Below are 19574 nucleotides of genomic sequence, written 5' to 3'. Positions count from 1 at the left end.
CAGTCGGGCATCGGTCGCGAGACGCACAAGATGGCGCTGTCGAACTATCAGCAGACGAAGTGCCTGCTGGTCAGCTACCAGGCCGAGGCGCTCGGGTTCTTCTGATCGCCGGAGCAGGCGGCGAAGTGTCGGGGCCGGCCGGGCGGCAGCGCAACGCTGCCTGGTACGGTGGCCGGTGCCGGACGGCGACGCGTCCGGCATCGGGTTTTCCGTGAAAGGTCCGACGGTCGGGCAATGCGTGTCCGGCCGTCGGGCGGTGTCCGCAGTGATGCGGCAATGCTGCTGACGACCTTTCTCCCGGCACTTCGCCGTTTTCGTCTCGACACATTCGACATGCGGCGCCGGCATTACGCCGGCAATCGCATGTTCGCGGCATTCGCCGCGCACTGCCGGACCCGACGGAAACCAGCATGGCAGAACCGCCCCGATCCTATCCGCGCCACCCGCTGTTCCACGCGGGCGAGCTCGACGCGCATCACCGCTTCGGCGTCGTCGACGAAGCCGAGCGGATGAGCGACGTCGTCACGACCCGGCTGAGCATCGGCGTGCGCCAGTTCGTCGAGTCGCAGCCATTCATGTTCGTCGGTACGACGAGCGGCGACGGGCCGGCACGCATGACCTGCGACATCGTGCAGGGCATGCGCGACGCGAACGGCGATCTGTGGCCGGTCGTGCGCGTGATCGACACAAAGACGCTGCGCTTCGCACTGCCGATGCACGATGACGGCACCCGGATCGATGCGTTCGCGTGCGACGGCGGCGGCGTCGGGCTGCTGTTCATCGATTTCGTGCGCGGCATCCGCTACCGGATCAACGGCCGCGCGACACTGCGCACCGATCTGCCGGAAGCGGACGCGGCGCCCTGGTCGGCCGGCAGCCCGATCGTCGAACTGGCGGTCGGGCAGGCGTACGGCAACTGCGGCACACGCGTCGTGCGGTTGCGACCGGGCATGTAGTGCGTCGCCGGCTTGCCGCCGGCGCGCATGCCGCACCCGCGCGGTGCGCGCGCGGCCGCCTCCGGGTGCATCCGCATGGCGCGCGTCGGCCGTACAGCGTGGAATGACGGGCTTGTCGCCGGGCCGCACGGTTCGGCACGGGACTTGCGTGATGGACGCGGTCCCGGGCAGGTGAGGAGAACACGATGGATCAACGACTGGAGCGCATGGGCGAGCCGACGGCCGAGGACACGCGGTGCAGCGCGCAGGGTGACGACGCGCTGGCCGGCCAGGCCGTGGTCAGCGTCGCGCACGACGCCGACGAGCAGGCACGCAACCTGATCGGCTGGCGGCAGACCTACGACCAGCTCGCGGCCGGCCGCTTTGTCGGCACGCTGACGGAGCTGCCGCTCGACACGATGAAGCTGTTTCGCGAATCGACCAGCCATCTGCTGCGCCAGGCGTGCGAGGTGCGCGGCGACGCGTACTGGTTCGGCATTCCGCTCGCGAGCGACGGCGGCGCGCGTGTCGATGCGTGCCGCATCGGCCCCGGCGCGCTCGCGTTCCGGCCCGGCAACGTCGAATTCGAATTGCTGACGCCCGCGCAGTTCTCGATCTACGGCGTCGTCGTGCGCGGCGACGTGCTGCGCCGCTACGCGGAGGAAGTCGAACACCGCGCGCTCGACGAGCGGCTGTTCACACAGCGCGTGATCCAGGCCGGCGATACGCGGCTCGCGCGCCTGTGTGCGCTGCTCGGCGGCCGGCTCGACGGCGCGGCGGCCGTGGGCGGGCCGCTGCCCGACGCGCAGCGCGACGACCTGCAGGCCGAGGTGCTGGCCGCGCTGTTCGACGCATGCGCGCTGCCGGCGGACGACGGCGTGGGCGGCGCGCCGTCGACACGCCGCTGGCTCGTCGAGCAGGCGCGCGAATACGTGCTGGCGCATCGCACGCGCCCGGTCGGCGTGCCCGAGCTGTGCGAGCAGCTGCACGTGAGCCGGCGCACGCTGCAGTACTGCTTCCAGGACGTGCTCGGCATGGCGCCCGCGACCTATTTGCGCACGCTGCGGCTGAACGGCGCGCGGCGCGACCTGTGCGGGCGGGCGGCCGGTTCGGTGCAGGACGTCGCGGAGGCGTGGGGCTTCTGGCATCTGAGCCAGTTCGCGACCGACTACCGGCGACTGTTCGGCAAGCGGCCATCGGAGACGCTGCGCGATCGCGCGGTGATGGTGGCGGCCGGGTGAGCAGTGCAGCGGCGCATCGATGCCGCTGCGCGTTCGATCTTTCCCGCGATGACTTCCCTTTTTTCTATCCGGCCGCAGCCGCCGCTTCGCGCGGCGCCGGCCACGGCAATGCATCCCAGTCGATCGCGCGGTAGGCGGCTTCGACCGCCGCGAGATCGTCCGGCTGTTCGCTGCGATGCAGCCCGTGCAATTCGGCCGGCACGTCGAGCGCGACCGGCACGCAGTGCGGATAGTCGCGCACGCGCATGGCCGGCTCGATCGTCGTGAAGCAGCCGAGTGTCGGCACGTCGAAGCCGTCCGCGAGATGCAGCGCGGCCGTGTCGGGCGCGAATAGCACGCTCGCTCCCCTGACCCATGCAATGAAGCGCGCGGTGTCGGCCGCGTCGTGGCCCACGTCGACGTAGGCGGGATGCACGACAGGGCCGAATCCGACCACCGGCAGCCCGTAGCGCTGCGCGAGCCGGTCGACGAATGCCGCGCGCAGCGCGGGCGGCACGCTGCGCACCGCGGTGCTCGCGCTCGGGCAGAACAGCACGTACGGCCGCTGCCATTCGGCCGGCAGCGCGGGCAGCGGAAGCTGCGCGAGCCAGCGATTGCGCTTCGCGGCGGCCGGTACCGCGGCCGGATCTGCGCCGAGTGCGTCGAGGAAGAAGTCGATCATCGGCTGTCGCGCGAACGCGGGCCAGTACAGGTGATTGCCGAGATCGATGCACGGTGTGTGCGCGGGCAGCGCGTCGGCTGCATACGGCAACGCATGCGACGGCGCGACGACGTCGGCCGCGAGCGCATACAGCGTGCCGACGTAGCCCGGCGCGCGGGCCGGCCGGTACAGCGTGAAGCGCAGGCCGGGATGCATCGTGCGCAGTGCGGCGAGTGCGGTCAGCCCGATCACCGAATCGCCGAGCGCGACGCCCATGCCGTTGATCACGTGCACGTCCGTCGTGCGGTCGTAGTCGAGCCGGAACGGCCGGCGAACTGCGTGCAGCAGGCCGAGCGCCGGTGCGGCCGGCACGCAGCCTTCCGCGCGATCGTTGCCGTGCTCGAAGTCGTACGGCGCGACGAGCGTCCCGTCGGGCGCGAGCAGCGTGCCGGGATGGATGAGCGCGTCGTCGTGCGACAGCGCGAGACCGGCCGGCGCGGCGCCCATTTCCACGGTCATTCGCCGCGCGCGCGGCGGCCCTGCTCGCGGATCTGCTCGAGCGTCGCGGCCGGCGTGCTGGCGTCCTGCGGAATGCGGATCTCGATCAACGCCGGCATCCCGCAGGTCAGTGCGCGCTCGAGTGCCGGCGCGAAGTCGGCGGTGCGCTCGACCGTTTCGCCATGCGCGCCGAACGCGCGCGCATATGCGGCGAAATCGGGGTTGGTGAGCCCCGTGCCGTGCACGCGGCCCGGATAGTTGCGCTCCTGATGCATGCGGATCGTGCCGAAATGCCCGTTGTTGACGACAATCGCGACAATGTTCAGCCCGTACTGCATCGCGGTTGCAAGTTCGTTGCCGGCCATCATGAAGCAGCCGTCGCCGGCGAGCGCGACGACGGCCCGCGCCGGATACAGCGATTTCGCGGCGAGCGCCGCGGGCAGCCCGTAACCCATCGCGCCGCTGGTTGGCGCGAGCTGCGAGCGGAAGTGCCGGTATGCGAAATGGCGATGCAGCCAGATCGCATAGTTGCCGGCGCCGTTGGTGAGGATCGCGTCGTGCGGCAGGCGCTCGCGCAACTGCACCATCACGTCGCCGAGCTGGACGTCGCCCGGCATCGGCAGCGGCGCATGCCATTCGCGGTACGCGCGGTGCGCGTCGGCGGCCGTGCCGGCCCACGCGGGCTGTGCCGGCGGCTCGAGCGCGGCGAGCGGTGCCGCGATCTCCGGCATGCCCGACACGATCGGCAGGTCGGCCGCATACACGCGGCCGAGTTCGTCGGCGCCCTGATGCACGTGGATCAGCGTCTGGCGCGTCTTCGGGATGTCGAGCAGCGTGTAGCCGCCTGTCGTGGCTTCGCCGAGGCGCGGGCCGAGCACCAGCAGCAGGTCGGCGTCGCGGATCCGCTTGCCGAGCGCGGGATTGATCCCGAGGCCGACGTCGCCCGCATAGTTCGGGTGCGCGTTGTCGAAGGTGTCCTGGAAGCGGAACGCGCACGCAACCGGCAGCTGCCAGCGCTCGACGAAGGTGCGCAGGTTCGCGCATGCGTCGGGCGTCCAGCCGCTGCCGCCGACGATCGCGAACGGCCGCTCGGCGCGCGCGAGCCGTTCGCGCAGTTCGTCGAGTTGCGCCGCCGACGGCGACGCCGCAATGCGTTTCGCGGCCGGCACGGCGGGCTGCTGCGCGCACGCTTCGGACAGCACGTCCTCGGGCAGCGCGAGCACGACCGGGCCGGGGCGGCCGGACGTCGCGACGTGGAACGCATGGCTCAGGTATTCGGGAATGCGGCGCGGGTCGTCGATCTGCGCGACCCATTTGGCCATCTGGCCGAACATCCGGCGGTAGTCGATTTCCTGGAAGGCTTCGCGGTCGAGATGCTCGCGCGCGCACTGGCCGACGAACAGGATCATCGGCGTCGAATCCTGGAACGCGGTGTGCACGCCGATCGACGCGTGGGTCGCGCCGGGCCCGCGCGTGACGAACGCGATACCGGGGCGGCCGGTCAGCTTGCCGACTGCCTCGGCCATATTCGCGGCCGCCGCCTCGTGGCGGCAGACGACCGTCTGGATGCGCGCGGTGTCGTCCGCCAGCGCGTCGAGTACGGCGAGGAAGCTCTCGCCCGGCACGCAGAACACGCGTTCGACGTGATTGGCGAGCAACGCATCGACGAGCAGTCGCGCACCGGTGGTGGCGCGCGGCTCGAGATCCTTGGAATGCGACATGGGCTGCCGTCTCCCTGGGTAGCGGGACGTACAGCTTACGCCCGTTGGTGGGGCGCCGGTACGCCGGCCGGTGAAAAGTGTCGGAACGCTGGGCGGTTCGGGGCGCGCACCCGGGTTTCGATTGACCGAATGGCCAGCTTGCGCGTGCGCGCCCGACGGTGAAAAGTGAGCGCTATGGATGTCGAGCCGGGCGATGTGCTCGTGTATCGCGTTCGTTCACCCGACGCGGCATCGTGGAGATGTTCCGCATGCTGCATACGCGCCGGCAATGATCGTGACGCGCGAAATTCCGTGCGGTGCGTCTGTCGGGGGAGAGTGAGGCGGAAATCGGTGTGTCGGCGATGACAAGCGAATCGATCCTGGCAGATCGATCGGAATTCCACGGGAGGGCGTGTTGTGTACACACATGGATTTACATTGCGTGTGGCGTCGTATAATGTACATCCAGCGTACATCCGACGAGAGATCGACATGCATACCACGAGGGTATTTCGGAACGGCAACTCGCAGGCCGTGCGAATTCCTGCGGACCTTGCCTATGAGCGCAGCGATATTGAGCTGGAAATCGAGCGCATCGGTGACGAAATCCGTATCCGGCCGGCGCGGCGGCCTTTGACCCACGTACTCGAGAAATTCGCGAAATTTGGGCCGGATTTCATGGCCGAAGGCCGTGGCGACCAGGAGCAAGCCGAACGTGAGGGTTTGTGATGCCGCGCTATATGCTCGACACCAACATGTGCATCTATTTGATGAAGAACCAGCCTGAGCAGGTGGCGAAGCGATTTGCGCAGTGCTACACGGGGGACGTCGTGATGTCGGCAATTACGTATGCCGAGCTCGAGTACGGCGTCACCGTGTGTGCGGGTTCTGCCCGCGAGCGCCGCAATCTTGCCGCGCTGATCGACGATATTCCCGTTGCACCGTTCGACGCGGCAGCCGCGCAAGCGTATGGTCCGGTTCGTGAGGCAACCCGCGAACGGAAGAAGGATCACCTCGACAAATTGATCGCCGCTCATGCGGTGTCGCTCGATGTCGTCCTCGTGACCAACAACGAGCGGGATTTCGTCAGCTACCCGGGATTGCGACTGGAGAACTGGCTGAACGATTAGTGCCGGATGTTGGGGCCGACGGTAATGCGGGGTAAATCGATATCCCGCATTACCGTCGGGTCCCGCATCAGCACTCGACGATATTCACGGCCAGCCCGCCGCGCGACGTTTCCTTGTACTTCGTCTTCATGTCGGCGCCCGTCTCGCGCATCGTCTTGATCACCGAGTCGAGCGACACGTAGTGCGAGCCGTCGCCGCGTAGCGCCATGCGCGCCGCATTGACGGCCTTCACCGATGCCATCGCGTTGCGCTCGATGCACGGGATCTGCACCATCCCGCCGACCGGGTCGCAGGTGAGGCCGAGGTTGTGCTCCATCCCGATCTCGGCCGCGTTCTCGACCTGGTGCGGCGTGCCGCCGAGCACGGCCGCGAGCGCGCCGGCCGCCATCGAGCACGCGACGCCCACTTCGCCCTGGCAGCCCACTTCCGCGCCCGAAATCGATGCGTTGAGCTTGTACAGAATGCCGATCGCGGCAGCCGTCAGCAGGAAGTCGATCACGCCCTGTTCATTCGCGCCCGGCGTGAAGCGCGTGTAGTAGTGCAGCACGGCGGGGATGATGCCGGCCGCGCCGTTGGTCGGCGCGGTGACGACGCGCCCGCCTGCCGCGTTTTCCTCGTTGACCGCGATCGCATACAGGTTGATCCAGTCGACCATCGACAGCGGATCCTGCAGCGCCCGTTCGGGGTCGCCGGTCAGTGCGCGATACAGCTGCGGCGCGCGGCGCTTCACCTGGAACGGGCCGGGCAGGTTGCCGTCGGCCTCCGGGTTGCCGATCCCGCAGCCGCGCGACACGCACGACTGCATCACGGCCCAGATCTTCAGCAGCCCGTCGCGCGTCTGTTCCTCGGTGTGCCACGCGCGCTCGTTTTCCCACATCAGCCGGGCGATCGACTTGCCGGTCGACTCGGTCAGCGCGAGCAGCTCGGCGCCGGTGCGAAACGGATGCGTCATCTGCTCGGCCGCGCTCAGCACCTTCGTGTTCGGCGCGCCGGCCGTCACGACGAAGCCGCCGCCGACCGACAGGTAGGTGCGCTCGACCAGCACCGCGCCATTTGCGTCGGACGCGCGCAGCTTCATCCCGTTCGGGTGCTCGGGCAGCGCCTGCCGGTAGAACGCGATGTTCTCCTTCAGCACGAACGGCACCGGATGCGTGCCGAGCAGCGCGAGCTTCTTCGATTGGCGGACGTTTTCGAGCCGCGCGTCGATCGTATCGGGATCGACGGTGTCGGGCGCGTCGCCGAGCAGCCCGAGCATCACGCCGCGGTCGGTGCCGTGGCCCTTGCCGGTCGCGCCGAGCGAGCCGTACAGCTCGACCTTCACGTTGGCCGTCGCGTCGAGCAGCCCGTCGCGCTCGAGGCCCTGGACGAACATCAGCGCCGCGCGCATCGGTCCGACCGTATGCGAACTGGACGGACCGATGCCGATCTTGAAGAGGTCAAACACGCTGACTGCCATTTCGATTCCTGCCTTGCTTTAAGAATAGTGCTAGCGCGCCTGCAATGGCAGGCACGCGGCCAGCCATGCGGGCGGCATGACGGATAGCTGCCGCGCGACGCGGGCATAGCGCCCGTCGAGCCGCGCGGCCAGATGAAAGAGTTCGGTGGCGTTTTTCGGGTCCCACTGCCCCGTGTAGCCCGGCAGGCCGGCCTCGCGGCGCTTCGCGTCGAACGGCACCGGCGAATTCACGAATTCCTCGTGTGTTTTCTCGCCGAGCGCGTACGGCACGAGCCAGTCGAGCGCGGCGGCGAGCGTCGCGCCGTTCGCGCCCCGTTCGCGCAGCCAGTTGCGGTTGAAGCGGCGCGCGGCGAGCGCGGCCGTCACCAGCGGCTGCAGGTCGTACACCGCGTAGTGCAGCGCATCGCGCTCGTCGAAATCCCAGGTCTTGCCGTCCGGGCCGATGTTGTCGGCGAGATGCTCGACGAACAGCCGCTGCGCGGCGTTCATCATCTTGCGGTCGCCGAGCGTGAACGCGGACAGCGCGATCAGCTTGATCCGGTGGCTCTGCCAGTTGTTGCGCCACGTGCCGGTGAGCGGACGCTTCTGCGCGTCGATCTGCGCGACATAGCCGGCACCGAGCTTCGCAATGAACGCCGCGGTTGCGTTGCGCGTCTTGACCGGCAGCGCGCTCGCCGTCATGTCGTACGCGATGATCAGGCTGTCGAAGCGCGTCTCGTCGATCGGGTTGAAGCTCGGCTGGTAGGTCGAGACCCACGCGGACAGGAAGCGGTCGACGAGCTGCAGGTAGCGCGGCGCATTCGTCACGCGCCACGCGAGCGCGGCGTCGCGCATCAGCTCCATGTCCTTCAGCGCGTCGGCGCTCTGGTCGTAGATGCCTTCGTGCGGCAGCGTGCCCTCGGTGTGCACGCGCGCCATCGCTTTCGGCTGCTCGCCGATGCGCGCGTCGACGCTGCGGATCAGCGCCTGTACGCCCGGCTCGGCCTGCGTCGTCTCGCTCGCCTGCAACGCGGGCGCCGCGCAGAAATTCATCGCGGCGCGCGCACTGCCGGCCGTGCCGAGACCGGCGGCGGCAAGCGACAGCGACGCGACGAGCAGCGGCACGAAGCGGCGCGTGCGCGGCTGCTCCTGCGTTGCACCATGGCCCGGAAACATCGGACGCACCATGCGGAACTCCTTGATTGGCTGGATCGCGTGTGATGTTAGCCGGATTGGCGGACGAACGTGAACCGGATGGCCGGGCGGCGAATGCAAAAACCGCACGCAACCGGCGGTTGCGTGCGGTTCGGTCACGATCGGACTCCGGTGCGCGGCGCGCGTTATGCGTATTCCGACATCGGCACGCACGAGCAGAACAGATTGCGGTCGCCATAGGCGTTGTCCGCACGGCCGACCGGCGGCCAGTACTTGTTCGTGCCGAGCGACGCGACCGGGTACGCAGCCTGCTCGCGCGAGTACGCGTGCGGCCATTCGTTCGCGGTGACGACGGCTGCCGTGTGCGGCGCGTGACGCAGCGGGTTGTCCTCGCGGTCGGCGCGGCCTTCCTCGACCGCGCGGATTTCGTCGCGGATCGCGATCATCGCGGCGATGAAGCGGTCGAGTTCTTCCTGCGATTCCGATTCGGTCGGCTCGACCATCAGCGTGCCCGGCACCGGGAAGCTCATCGTCGGCGCGTGGAAGCCATAGTCCATCAGGCGCTTCGCGACGTCGTCGACGCTGATGCCGCTCGTTTCCTTGAGCGGACGCAGGTCGAGAATGCACTCGTGCGCGACCAGCCCGCCCGGGCCCGAATACAGCACCGGGTAGTGCGGTGCGAGGCGCTTCGCGATGTAGTTCGCGTTGAGGATCGCGGTTTCGGTGGCGGCGGTCAGGTTCTTCGCGCCCATCATCGCGATGTACATCCACGAGATCGGCAGGATCGACGCCGAGCCGTACGGGGCAGCCGACACCGCGCCGATGCCGTCTTCCGCGCGCGCGTAGCCGCTCGAACGCTGGTTCGGCAGGAACTTCGCGAGGTGCGCGCCGACCGCGACCGGGCCGACGCCCGGGCCGCCGCCGCCGTGCGGGATGCAGAAGGTCTTGTGCAGGTTCAGGTGCGACACGTCGCCGCCGAACTGGCCCGGCGCGGTCAGGCCGACCATCGCGTTCATGTTCGCGCCGTCGACGTACACCTGGCCGCCGTGCGCGTGGACGATCTCGCAGATCTCGCGGACGTTCTGCTCGAACACGCCGTGCGTCGACGGATACGTGATCATGATCGCCGCGAGGTCGTTCGCGTGCTGCTCGGCCTTCGCCTTCAGATCGGCGATGTCGACGTTGCCTTGTGCGTCGCACGCGACGACCACGACCTTCATGCCGGCCATGTGCGCGGACGCCGGGTTCGTGCCGTGCGCGGATGCCGGGATCAGGCACACGTCGCGATGCGCTTCGCCACGGGATGCGTGGTACGCGTGGATGATCAGCAGGCCCGCGTACTCGCCCTGCGAGCCGGCGTTCGGCTGCAGCGACACGGCCGCGTAGCCGGTAGCCGCGACGAGCATCTGCTCGAGCTGGTCGATCATTTCGCGGTAGCCGACCGTCTGCTCGGCCGGCGCGAACGGGTGGATGCCGCCGAACTCGGGCCACGTGACCGGCAGCATTTCCGACGTCGCGTTCAGCTTCATCGTGCACGAGCCGAGCGGGATCATCGAGCGGTCGAGCGCGAGATCCTTGTCCGACAGGCTGCGCAGGTAGCGCAGCATTTCGGTTTCGGAGTGGTGGCGGTTGAACACGTGGTGCGTCAGGTACGCGCTCGTGCGCTCGAGGCCGGCCGGCAGCGCGGCGACGCCGGCGAGGCCCGCGTCCAGCGCGTCGACGCCCGGCGCGGTGCCGCCCGCGGCCTGCGCGAACACGGCGAGGAGATCGGCGAGGTCGTCGCGGGTCGTCGTTTCGTCGACCGACACGCCGACTTGCGTGTCGCTCACGCGGCGCAGGTTGATGCGCTTGGCCTTCGCGAATTCATGGACCTGCGCGGTGCGCGTGCCGGTGTCGATCGTCAGCGTGTCGAAGAACGTGTCGTTGACGGTCGCGAAGCCGAGTTGCTTCACGCCGGCGGCGAGGAGCGCCGCGATGCGGTTCACGCGCAGCGCGATCGTCTTCAGGCCATGCGGGCCGTGGTAGACCGCGTACATGCTCGCCATGATCGCGAGCAGCGCCTGCGCGGTACACACGTTCGACGTCGCCTTCTCGCGGCGGATGTGCTGTTCGCGCGTCTGCAGCGCGAGGCGCAGCGCGGGCTTGCCCTGCGCGTCGACGGTCACGCCGACGAGGCGGCCCGGCATCTGGCGCTTGAATTCGTCGCGCACGGCCATGTAGGCGGCGTGCGGGCCGCCGAAGCCCATCGGCACGCCGAAGCGCTGCGTGTTGCCGACCGCGACGTCCGCGCCCCATTCGCCGGGCGGCGTCAGCACGGTCAGCGCGAGCAGGTCCGCCGCGACGACGACATGGCCGCCGGCCGCGTGGATCGCTTCGGTGAGCGCGCGGTAGTCGCGCACGTCGCCGTTGACGCCCGGATATTGCAGCAGCACGCCGAACGCGTTGGCCTGCGCGGCGTCGGCCGCCGGGCCCGTCTTGACCTCGATGCCGATCGGCAGCGCGCGGGTGCGGATCACTTCGAGCGTCTGCGGCAGCACGTCGTCGGCGACGTAGAACACGTTCGACGCCGGCTTGCCGGTGCGCTGCAGCAGCGTCATCGCTTCGGCCGCGGCGGTGGCTTCATCGAGCAGCGACGCGTTCGAGATCGCGAGGCCCGTGAGGTCGGCGACCATCTGCTGGAAGTTCAGGAGCGCCTCGAGGCGACCCTGGGAAATTTCGGGCTGGTACGGCGTGTAGGCCGTGTACCACGCCGGGTTTTCGAGCACGTTGCGCAGGATTACGGCCGGCGTGTGCGAGTCGTAATAGCCCTGGCCGATATACGAGCGGAACACCTGGTTCTTGTCCGCGAGAGCACGCAGTGCGGCGAGGGCTTCGGCCTCGCTCTTCGGCTGCGCGAACGGGCCGAGCGGCAGCGTTTCGGCGCGGCGGATCGAGGCCGGGATCACGGCGTCGATCAGCGCGGCGCGCGATGCGAAGCCGAGCGTGTCGAGCATGGCCTGCTGGCTGGCGGCATCGGGGCCGATGTGGCGTTCTGCGAACGCGTCGTGCGTTTCGAGCGCGGCGAGCGAGAGGGGCGTGCGGTTCATCAGGCGGTCCGGGTGTTCGAGCTTCATGGCGTGACTCTGGTCCCGCGCGGAGCCGGCTGGCCGGCCGCGCGCGGTTCGGGTAAGAAAAATTAGTCGATCAGCTTGCTGTATGCGTCGGCGTCGATCAGCTTGTCGGTCGATGCACCGGCCGCGAGCTTGATCTTGAAGAGCCACGTGCCGTATGCATCGCTGTTCACTTCTTCCGGCGAGTCGGCGGCTTCTTCGTTGATGGCGACGACCTCGCCGGACACCGGCGAGTAGATGTCGGATGCCGCCTTCACCGATTCGACGACGCCGACCGCGTCGCCCGCATTCACCGACTTGCCGACTTGCGGCAGTTCGAGGAAGACGATGTCGCCGAGCGTGCTCTGCGCGTGATCGGTGATGCCGACCGTCAGCGTGCCGTCGGCTTCGGTGCGGATCCACTCGTGTTCGTCGGTGTACTTCAGATCGGCCGGGACGTTGCTCATCGGATGCTCCTGGATAAAAGGTGTGTTCGTTATGCTGGCGCGCCGCCGGGCGCGCCGGGTGTGGTTGCGCCGGGCGCCATTTCCCGGCTTTCCGGGAGGCGGCCTCCCGGCCGCTTCTCGGTCGTTACGCAGCGAGGACCTTGCCGTTGCGCACGAACGGCAGTTTTACCACGCGCGCGGGAAGTTGCTTGTCTCGAATCTGCACATGAATGGTGTCGCCGATCTGCACAGTCGCTGGCACGCGAGCGAACGCGATCGATTCCTGCATCGACGGCGAGAACGTGCCGCTCGTGATTTCGCCTTCGCCGTGCGGCGTGACGACCTTCTGGTGTGCGCGCAGCACGCCGCCCGCCTTGCCGTTTTCCTTCTGCAGGATCAGGCCGACGAATGCGGCGCGGGTGCCGTTTGCCTCGAGTGCGGCGCGGCCGACGAAGTCGCGCGGCGTCGACAGGTCGACCGTCCACGCGAGGCCCGCGTCGAGCGGGGACACGGTCTCGTCCATGTCCTGGCCGTACAGGTTCATGCCGGCCTCGAGGCGCAGCGTGTCGCGCGCGCCGAGCCCGCACGGGCGCACGCCGTTTTGCTGCAGCGCGGTCCACAGCGCTTCGACGTGCACGGCCGGGACGATCACCTCGAAGCCGTCTTCGCCGGTGTAGCCGGTGCGCGCGACGGTGAGATCGCCGAACGGCGTGCCGGCGACCTGCGCGGCGTTGAACGGCTTCAGTTCGCTGGTCGCGGCGCGCGCGGCCGGCACCGTCGTCCAGACCTTTTCACGGGCGTTCGGGCCTTGAACGGCGACGATCGCGAAATCGCGGCGCGGCGCGATGGTCAGGCCGTAGCCGCCTTGTTCGTTGAGCTGGTTGAACCACGCGATGTCCTTCTCGGCCGTGCCGGCGTTGACGACGACGCGGAAGAAGTCTTCGGTGAAGTAATAGACGATCAGGTCGTCGATGACGCCGCCCTGGGGATTGAGCAGGCACGAGTAGAGCGCCTTGCCGGGGGTCTTGAGCTTGCCGACGCTGTTCGCGATCGCGTGCTCGAAGAACGCGCGCACGCGGCTGCCGGTGAAATCGACGACACACATGTGCGACACGTCGAACATGCCGGCGTCGGTGCGCACGGCTTCGTGTTCTTCGATCTGCGAGCCGTAGTTGACGGGCATGTCCCAGCCGCCGAAGTCGACCATGCGGGCATTGAGCGCGCGGTGCGCGGCGTTGAGCGGGGTGTGATTCAGTGCAGTCATCGAGGCCTCAGGCAAGGCGCTTGCGCGCGGGTCAGAACGGCCATGTGCCGAGCGTCGCGGCCGCAGGCCTGCGAAACGATCCGGTACATGCCCCTCTGTCCTCGATACCTGAGAGATTGCGCTGCAGGCAAGGCCGGCGAACGCGCGCCCCTTCGGTGGGCAGCTTGCCCGCGCCGCATGGGCGCAACGGGCTACTGCCGCTCTCCAGAGTGCGGGGAGTGCGGCCCGCGCAATGCGCGGAACGGGATTCCCCGACGCGGTCGGTCCTTTTGCCTGAGAGTTTGCGGGTGTGCCCCTTCGGCGGCGCGACCGGCATTGCTAGCTACGCGGTCACACGCTCTCCCGACGCGTGCGGGCGACTGTACGCGAGCGGGTGGGCGTTGTCAATTTGAGCAAAAGAATGTCGTTTCGCGACAAGCGGTGGCGCGGGGTGCCGCCGCTTTTGCCGGCATCCGCGGGCGCCGGCGTTGCCGGCATTACTCGCCGATCGCGCGCGCGGCCGTGTCGAGTTCCTGGTTCAGCACGCGCTGCTCGTCGCCGGACAGGCCGCCGTTGTGCTGGGCCGACATGTCGCTCGCTTCCTGGCGGATCACGTCGAGGCGATGGTGCAGCTGCGCGCCGTACGGCGGCGGGTAGTAGCCGCCGTTGACGCGCGCGTCGATCCGGCGGTGCAGGTTGTCGATCCGGCCCTGGACCTCCTGCAGACGGTCGTTCGCGACGACCTGCGGATTCGGCCGCGGCGGGGGCGGCGGCACCTGTCGGGCCGGCCGCTGCGGCTGCACGACACAGGCCGCGAGCGAGGAAACCAGGACGCAGCATGCCGCTGCGCGAATCAACCGTTGCATCACATTCTCCTGACGGTTTGGTGTCGGATCGACTTTTTGAGAAACGCGTCAGACCGGACGAACGCTGACTTTCGTTCCCGCACTATTTGTAACGGAATGTTCGGGGCCGTGCCGCCGAGGCGGCTGACGCATGGCCGTTGCCGGCGTGCGGCGCGGCGCGGGATGGCGGCGGCCGGGTCGGCACCGACCCGGCTGGCGGGCCGTCAGACGATGCGGCGCACGAATGGTACCCGGCGGCCTTCATGTTCGCTCTGCGCGGCAAGCTCGATGATCGTCATCACGTCGACGGCGTCCTGCGGCGTGACCGGGAACGGCGCGCCGTCGTGGACCGACGCGGCGAGCGCGCGGTAGAACTCCGCATACTGGCCGTCGAGCGTCGGTACCGGCCGCTCGACCTCGACGTCGCCGTCGAGCGTGCGCAGTACGCCGGGCGGGTTGCCGCCGCCGAACTCGACATGGTCGGGCGTGAGGCCGGCCTTCAACTGGTCTTCCTGCGTGTCGAGCCCGAACTTCTGGTAGCTGCCGCGCGTGCCGTGCAGCGTGAAGCGCGCGGGCTCGATCGCCGACAGTGCGCTCGCGTGCAGCGCGACGTCCTTGTCCGGATAGCCGAGCAGCAGGTGCACGAAATCGGGCGCCGTGCCGTTGTCGCGGCGCGTCTTGACCGTCGCGCTGACCGTTTCCGGCAGCCCGAACAGCGCGAGCGCCTGGTCGATCAGGTGCGGGCCGAGGTCGAGCAGCAGGCCGCCGCCGCGTGCGGGCTCCTCGCGCCAGCGCGTGCGCGGGGTCGGGCGGAAGCGGTCGAAGTGCGACGCGAAATAGGTGAGCCGGCCGAGTTCGCCGGATTCGACGATGCGCCGCACGGTGAGGAAGTCGCCGTCCCAGCGGCGGTTGTGGAACGGCGCGAACAGGCGGCTGCGCGCGTTCGCGAGCCGCGCGAGCGCGAGCGCTTCGTCGGCGGTGAGCGTGACGGGCTTGTCGACGACGACGTGGCGGCCGGCTTCAAGCACCTGGCGCGCGAGCGTGAAGTGCGTGTCGTTCGGCGTGGCGATCACCACGCAGTCGATGTCGTCGAGACCGAGCAGCGCATCGAGATCGGGGACGATGCGCGCGCCCGGATACGCGGCGCGCGCACGATCGGGCTGCCCCGTCGCGATCGCGGCGACCTCGGTGCGACCGCTCGTGGCGATCACGGGCGCGTGGAACGTCGCGCCGGCGAAACCGAAACCCATCAAACCAATCCTGAGCAATGACGACATGGCAATCCCTGGCTGCGTACGAAACGAAAGGATGGCGCGCCGTGGAGGCGCGAGGACGACCGGCTATTTTGGCATGGCGCGGCGGCCCGCACCGGCGCGTTCGGCAAAATGCACGGCCGGGCACGGCGCACGCGCGGTTGCAGCCGGCGTTTGGCGCGGCACTGGCGTGCACTGCGCGCGGCCGACCGCGGAACCGGTGCTGCCGCGCCGACGAGGGTCCATTGTGGCCGATCGGGCCGTGGATGGGGCCGGATTGGCCGATCGGACAGGGGGGCGAAACGGCGGCCTGCCCGCGCGGCCCCGCCCGGCGGGGCTCCCGAAAAGCGCGCCGCCGACGTGTTAACATGCGCGTCCTGCCCGTGTGTCCGCCTGCATCCCAGGCCTGCCGCGTGCGGCATCCTCCCGGCGTTCCGCCGTCAACCGCAACATCATCCGCCATCATGTCCGCAGGCCTCAACCCCGCTCAGAACGAAGCGGTGCGCTACCTCGACGGTCCCTGCCTCGTGCTCGCCGGCGCGGGCAGCGGCAAGACCCGCGTGATCACGCAGAAGATCGCGCACCTGATCGAAGCGAAAGGCTTCGAGCCGCGCCATATCGCGGCCGTCACGTTCACGAACAAGGCCGCCGCCGAAATGCGCGAGCGCGTGTCGAAGCTGCTGGAGGGCAAGACGCTCACCACGCCCGGCAAGGAAGGCCGCAAGGTGCCCGTCAACCAGCTCACCGTGTGCACGTTCCACTCGCTCGGCGTGCAGATCCTGCGCCAGGAAGCCGAGCACGTCGGCCTGAAGCCGCAGTTCTCGATCATGGATTCGGACGACTGCTTCGGGATGATCCAGGAGCAGATCGGCACCACCGACAAGGGCCTGATCCGCAAGATCCAGAGCACCATTTCGTTGTGGAAGAACGGCCTGATCATGCCCGAGGAGGCGATGACGATCGCGGCCAACGAGGACGAGCACCAGGCGGCGCTGGTCTACCGCAACTACGTCGCGACGCTGCATGCGTACCAGGCGGTCGACTTCGACGACCTGATCCGCCTGCCGGCCGAGCTGTTCGAAAAGAACGAGCAGGTGCGCGACCGCTGGCAGAACAAGCTGCGCTACCTGCTGATCGACGAATACCAGGACACCAACGCGTGCCAGTACGAACTGGTGAAGCTGCTCGCAGGCAAGCGCGCCGCGTTCACGGCGGTCGGCGACGACGACCAGGCGATCTACGGCTGGCGCGGCGCGACGCTCGAGAACCTCGCGCAGCTCGGCAAGGATTTCCCGAACCTGCACTTGATCAAGCTCGAGCAGAACTACCGGTCGACGGTGCGGATCCTGACCGCCGCGAACAACGTGATCGCGAACAACCCGAAGCTGTTCGAGAAGAAGCTGTGGTCCGAGCACGGGATGGGCGATTCGATCACCGTCACGCCGTGCAACGACGAGGAGCACGAAGCCGAATCGGTCGTGTTCCGGCTGTCCGCGCACAAGTTCGAGCGGCGCGCGCAGTTCCGCGACTACGCGATCCTGTATCGCGGCAACTTCCAGGCGCGGATCTTCGAGCAGGTGCTGCGGCGCGAGCGGATCCCGTACGTGCTGTCGGGCGGCCAGTCGTTCTTCGACAAGGCCGAGATCAAGGACCTGTGCGCGTACCTGCGCCTGATCGCGAACGCCGACGACGATCCCGCGTTCATCCGCGCGGTCACGACGCCGCGCCGCGGGATCGGCAACACGACGCTGGAAGCGCTCGGCTCGTTCGCGGGCCAGGCGAAGGTGTCGCTGTTCGAGGCCGTGTACATGGGCGGCATCGAGGCGCGGCTGTCCGCGCGCCAGGTCGAGCCGCTGCGCATGTTCTGCGACTTCATCCAGCGCCTGACCGATCGCGCGGACAAGGAGCCCGCGACCGTCGTGCTCGACGACATGATGGAAGCGATCCACTACGAGGCCTACCTGTACGACGCGTTCGACGAGCGGCAGGCGCAGTCGAAGTGGCAGAACGTGCTCGAATTCCTCGAATGGCTGAAGCGCAAGGGCACCAAGCCCGAGACGGAGGCTGTCGACGGCGAGGCGGAAGGCTTCCACAACGCGGACGGGCTGGCGGACACCGGCAAGAACCTGCTCGGCCTGATCCAGACCGTCGCGCTGATGTCGATGCTCGAAGGCAAGGATGAGGATCCGGATGCCGTGCGGCTGTCGACCGTCCATGCGTCGAAGGGGCTCGAGTATCCGCACGTGTTCCTGGTCGGCGTCGAGGAGGGCATCATGCCGCACCGCGGCGGTTCCGAGGACGACGGCCCGATCGACAGCGAGCGGATCGAGGAGGAGCGCCGGCTGATGTACGTCGCGATCACGCGCGCGCAGCGCAGCCTGCACCTGAACTGGTGCAAGAAGCGCAAGCGGGCGAGAGAGACGGTCGTGTGCGAGGCGTCGCGCTTCATCCCCGAGATGGGCCTCGACGAAGCGCCGCCGCCGACGCCGGAGGAAGCGCCGATGACGCCGAAGGACCGGCTCGCGAGCCTGAAGGCGTTGCTGCAGAAGTGACGTGTGGCGGTGCTGCCGGGCGGTCGTCGAGTCGGACGACGCTTCGGCGGCCCGGTGATGATGGCGATCCGGCAGGCGGCCGTCGTTGCGAGGTTCGACACGATTCGGCAAAACGAAACCCCCGCGAGGCATGCGCAGCGCGGGGGTTTTTTACGGGCCGACGGCGGTGTGGCCGATAGCTGTTTGCGTTACTTCGCCGCGTTGACCATGTAGTCGACGGCGGCCTTCACGTCGGCATCCGACGCGTTCGACCCGCCCTTCGGCGGCATCGCGCCCTTGCCGTGCAGCGCGTAGTTGTAGACCGTGTCCATCGAGTCCTTCAGGCGCGGCGCCCAGTCTTCCTTGCTGCCGAACTTCGGCGCGCCGAGCACGCCGGCTGCGTGGCAGGCCTGGCAGACTTGCGTGTACAGCGCCTTGCCGGCCGATGCGGCGTCGGCGCTCGTCGGCGCGGCCGCGGGTTTTTCGCCGGCCTTCGGGATCGCGGCGATCGCGGCCTGCGCGGCGGCGATCTGCGCGCTCGCGGCATCGGCCGCGCCCGACGCGCCTGCCGCACCGCTTGCGGCCTGCTGCGCGTTGGCGGCCGGCGCCGCCGGTTCGGGGAAGTTCGCGCCGTCGTTGTTCGCCATGTAGACGATTGCGCGGGCGATCTCGTAGTCGCTGACATCGTCGGGGCTCGTGCCGCCGCGCGGCGGCATCGCGCCCTTGCCCGACAGCGCCGTCTTCAGCAGCGTGTCGAAGCCCTGCGAGATGCGCGGCGCCCAGTCGTCCTTGTTGCCGAACTTCGGCGCGCCCGCGGCACCCGTGCCGTGACAGGTCACGCACACGGCCTTGTAGACTTCCTCGCCGGTCTTGTACGTGCGGGGCGCGTTGGCGTCCTTCACGTCGACCTTGGCGAGCGGTGCGATGCGCGCGGCGACCTGTTCGTCGGAGAGCGCGTCCGTGCCCGCGCCCGAACGGAACGCGTGGTTGGCATAGGTGGCAAACAGGACGATCAGGGCGATCGGGATCGCGAACGACGCGATGATGACGGCAATCAGCTGCCCGGGGGTTTTGACGGGAGATTCGTGGGGTGCTTCGCTCATGCTTGCCTCGTCTCCATGAATAGGAATTGTGAGCGCGGTGCAACGGCAAAATGGCAGTCCAATGAAGCACGGACGATTATAGACGGAACGTTTACATCACGGCGAGCGGTGCGATGGCGCGTGTTTACCCGCACGAATCGTGGCCTGACGGGGTTTCGGCGGGCAAGGTGGACGCGTCAGGGGAAACCGGGTATCCTTGCCGTCTTGCCAATGGTGGGCGGCCGGTTTGTTGGGGTCGGTTCACTGTCATACGCGCCCGTAGCTCAATGGATAGAGTACTGCCCTCCGAAGGCAGGGGTTGCTGGTTCGATCCCAGCCGGGCGCGCCAAA

The 19574-nt window shown here is 68.5% G+C and carries 15 protein-coding genes, 1 tRNA gene and 2 riboswitches; of the genes, 6 read left to right on the top strand and 10 right to left on the bottom strand.

Going from position 1 to position 19574, the window contains the following annotated elements; translation table 11 throughout:
• Window positions 1-410 precede the first annotated feature (410 nt).
• Together DIE15_RS25240 and DIE15_RS25235 are read left to right on the top strand one after the other, a co-directional pair.
• Window positions 411-956, top strand: coding sequence for a hypothetical protein (locus tag DIE15_RS25240; RefSeq protein WP_057926415.1), 546 nt, complete (start codon window positions 411-413; stop codon window positions 954-956).
• A gap of 185 nt (window positions 957-1141) precedes the next feature.
• Window positions 1142-2176: a helix-turn-helix domain-containing protein gene (locus DIE15_RS25235; RefSeq protein ID WP_124834636.1), complete on the top strand. Its 1035-nt coding sequence runs from the start codon at window positions 1142-1144 to the stop codon at window positions 2174-2176.
• A 64-nt stretch (window positions 2177-2240) separates the two neighbouring features.
• Here DIE15_RS25235 and DIE15_RS25230 read toward each other — a convergent pair whose 3' ends face one another.
• Complete coding sequence (locus DIE15_RS25230) at window positions 2241-3335, bottom strand: glycosyltransferase family 9 protein (protein WP_124834635.1); 1095 nt, start codon at window positions 3333-3335, stop codon at window positions 2241-2243.
• Entirely contained in the window at window positions 3332-5035 is a 1704-nt protein-coding gene (locus tag DIE15_RS25225; RefSeq protein WP_124834634.1) for a thiamine pyrophosphate-binding protein, read from the bottom strand. The genes DIE15_RS25230 and DIE15_RS25225 overlap by 4 nt, the downstream gene beginning before the upstream one ends.
• 471 nt (window positions 5036-5506) lie before the next feature.
• Between DIE15_RS25225 and vapB the strand changes: the two genes are divergently transcribed.
• Complete coding sequence (gene vapB / locus DIE15_RS25220; RefSeq protein ID WP_057926419.1) at window positions 5507-5743, top strand: type II toxin-antitoxin system VapB family antitoxin; 237 nt, start codon at window positions 5507-5509, stop codon at window positions 5741-5743.
• Window positions 5743-6144 carry a type II toxin-antitoxin system VapC family toxin gene (locus DIE15_RS25215; RefSeq protein WP_124834633.1) on the top strand — a complete coding sequence of 134 codons (402 nt, stop codon included), beginning with the start codon at window positions 5743-5745 and terminating at the stop codon, window positions 6142-6144. Before vapB ends, DIE15_RS25215 begins: the two co-directional genes overlap by 1 nt.
• A gap of 67 nt (window positions 6145-6211) precedes the next feature.
• On the opposite strand, the gene DIE15_RS25210 is transcribed toward DIE15_RS25215, so the two are convergent.
• From DIE15_RS25210 to DIE15_RS25180, 7 genes are all read right to left on the bottom strand, one after another.
• Window positions 6212-7600: an L-serine ammonia-lyase gene (locus DIE15_RS25210; RefSeq protein WP_124834632.1), complete on the bottom strand. Its 1389-nt coding sequence runs from the start codon at window positions 7598-7600 to the stop codon at window positions 6212-6214.
• A 30-nt stretch (window positions 7601-7630) separates the two neighbouring features.
• On the bottom strand, window positions 7631-8767 hold the full coding sequence (locus DIE15_RS25205) for an alginate lyase family protein (protein WP_124834631.1): 1137 nt from the start codon (window positions 8765-8767) through the stop codon (window positions 7631-7633).
• 152 nt (window positions 8768-8919) lie between these two features.
• Window positions 8920-11847, bottom strand: a complete 2928-nt coding sequence (gcvP, locus tag DIE15_RS25200) for an aminomethyl-transferring glycine dehydrogenase (RefSeq protein WP_124834630.1) — start codon at window positions 11845-11847, stop codon at window positions 8920-8922.
• A gap of 62 nt (window positions 11848-11909) precedes the next feature.
• On the bottom strand, window positions 11910-12290 hold the full coding sequence (gene gcvH / locus DIE15_RS25195; RefSeq protein ID WP_057926424.1) for a glycine cleavage system protein GcvH: 381 nt from the start codon (window positions 12288-12290) through the stop codon (window positions 11910-11912).
• 124 nt (window positions 12291-12414) lie between these two features.
• A complete protein-coding gene (gene gcvT, locus DIE15_RS25190) occupies window positions 12415-13533 on the bottom strand; it encodes a glycine cleavage system aminomethyltransferase GcvT (protein ID WP_057926425.1) in 1119 nt (372 codons plus the stop codon).
• 85 nt (window positions 13534-13618) lie between these two features.
• A riboswitch (glycine riboswitch) is annotated at window positions 13619-13751 on the bottom strand.
• Window positions 13752-13783: 32 nt separating this feature from the next.
• Window positions 13784-13888: riboswitch (glycine riboswitch) on the bottom strand.
• A 121-nt stretch (window positions 13889-14009) separates the two neighbouring features.
• A complete protein-coding gene (locus tag DIE15_RS25185; protein WP_057926426.1) occupies window positions 14010-14378 on the bottom strand; it encodes a hypothetical protein in 369 nt (122 codons plus the stop codon).
• 203 nt (window positions 14379-14581) lie between these two features.
• Window positions 14582-15634, bottom strand: coding sequence for an oxidoreductase (locus DIE15_RS25180; RefSeq protein ID WP_057926427.1), 1053 nt, complete (start codon window positions 15632-15634; stop codon window positions 14582-14584).
• A 440-nt stretch (window positions 15635-16074) separates the two neighbouring features.
• On the opposite strand from DIE15_RS25180, the gene DIE15_RS25175 reads away from it, so the two are divergent.
• The gene (locus DIE15_RS25175; protein WP_057926428.1) at window positions 16075-18162 is read left to right on the top strand and encodes a UvrD-helicase domain-containing protein; all 2088 of its coding nucleotides are present in this window, start codon (window positions 16075-16077) and stop codon (window positions 18160-18162) included.
• Between the two features lie 188 nt (window positions 18163-18350).
• On the opposite strand, the gene DIE15_RS25170 is transcribed toward DIE15_RS25175, so the two are convergent.
• Entirely contained in the window at window positions 18351-19244 is an 894-nt protein-coding gene (locus DIE15_RS25170; protein WP_057926429.1) for a cytochrome c5 family protein, read from the bottom strand.
• Between the two features lie 252 nt (window positions 19245-19496).
• Between DIE15_RS25170 and DIE15_RS25165 the strand changes: the two genes are divergently transcribed.
• Window positions 19497-19572 (top strand) — tRNA-Arg (locus tag DIE15_RS25165).
• The last annotated feature ends 2 nt before the right edge of the window (window positions 19573-19574 follow it).

Origin of the sequence: Burkholderia sp. Bp9031 (assembly GCF_003857965.1) — a bacterium.
GTDB classification, from domain to species: Bacteria; Pseudomonadota; Gammaproteobacteria; order Burkholderiales; family Burkholderiaceae; genus Burkholderia; species Burkholderia ambifaria_A.
The sequence above is the reverse complement of the archived record's forward strand: the minus strand, read 5'-3'. Positions and strand labels throughout refer to the sequence as shown.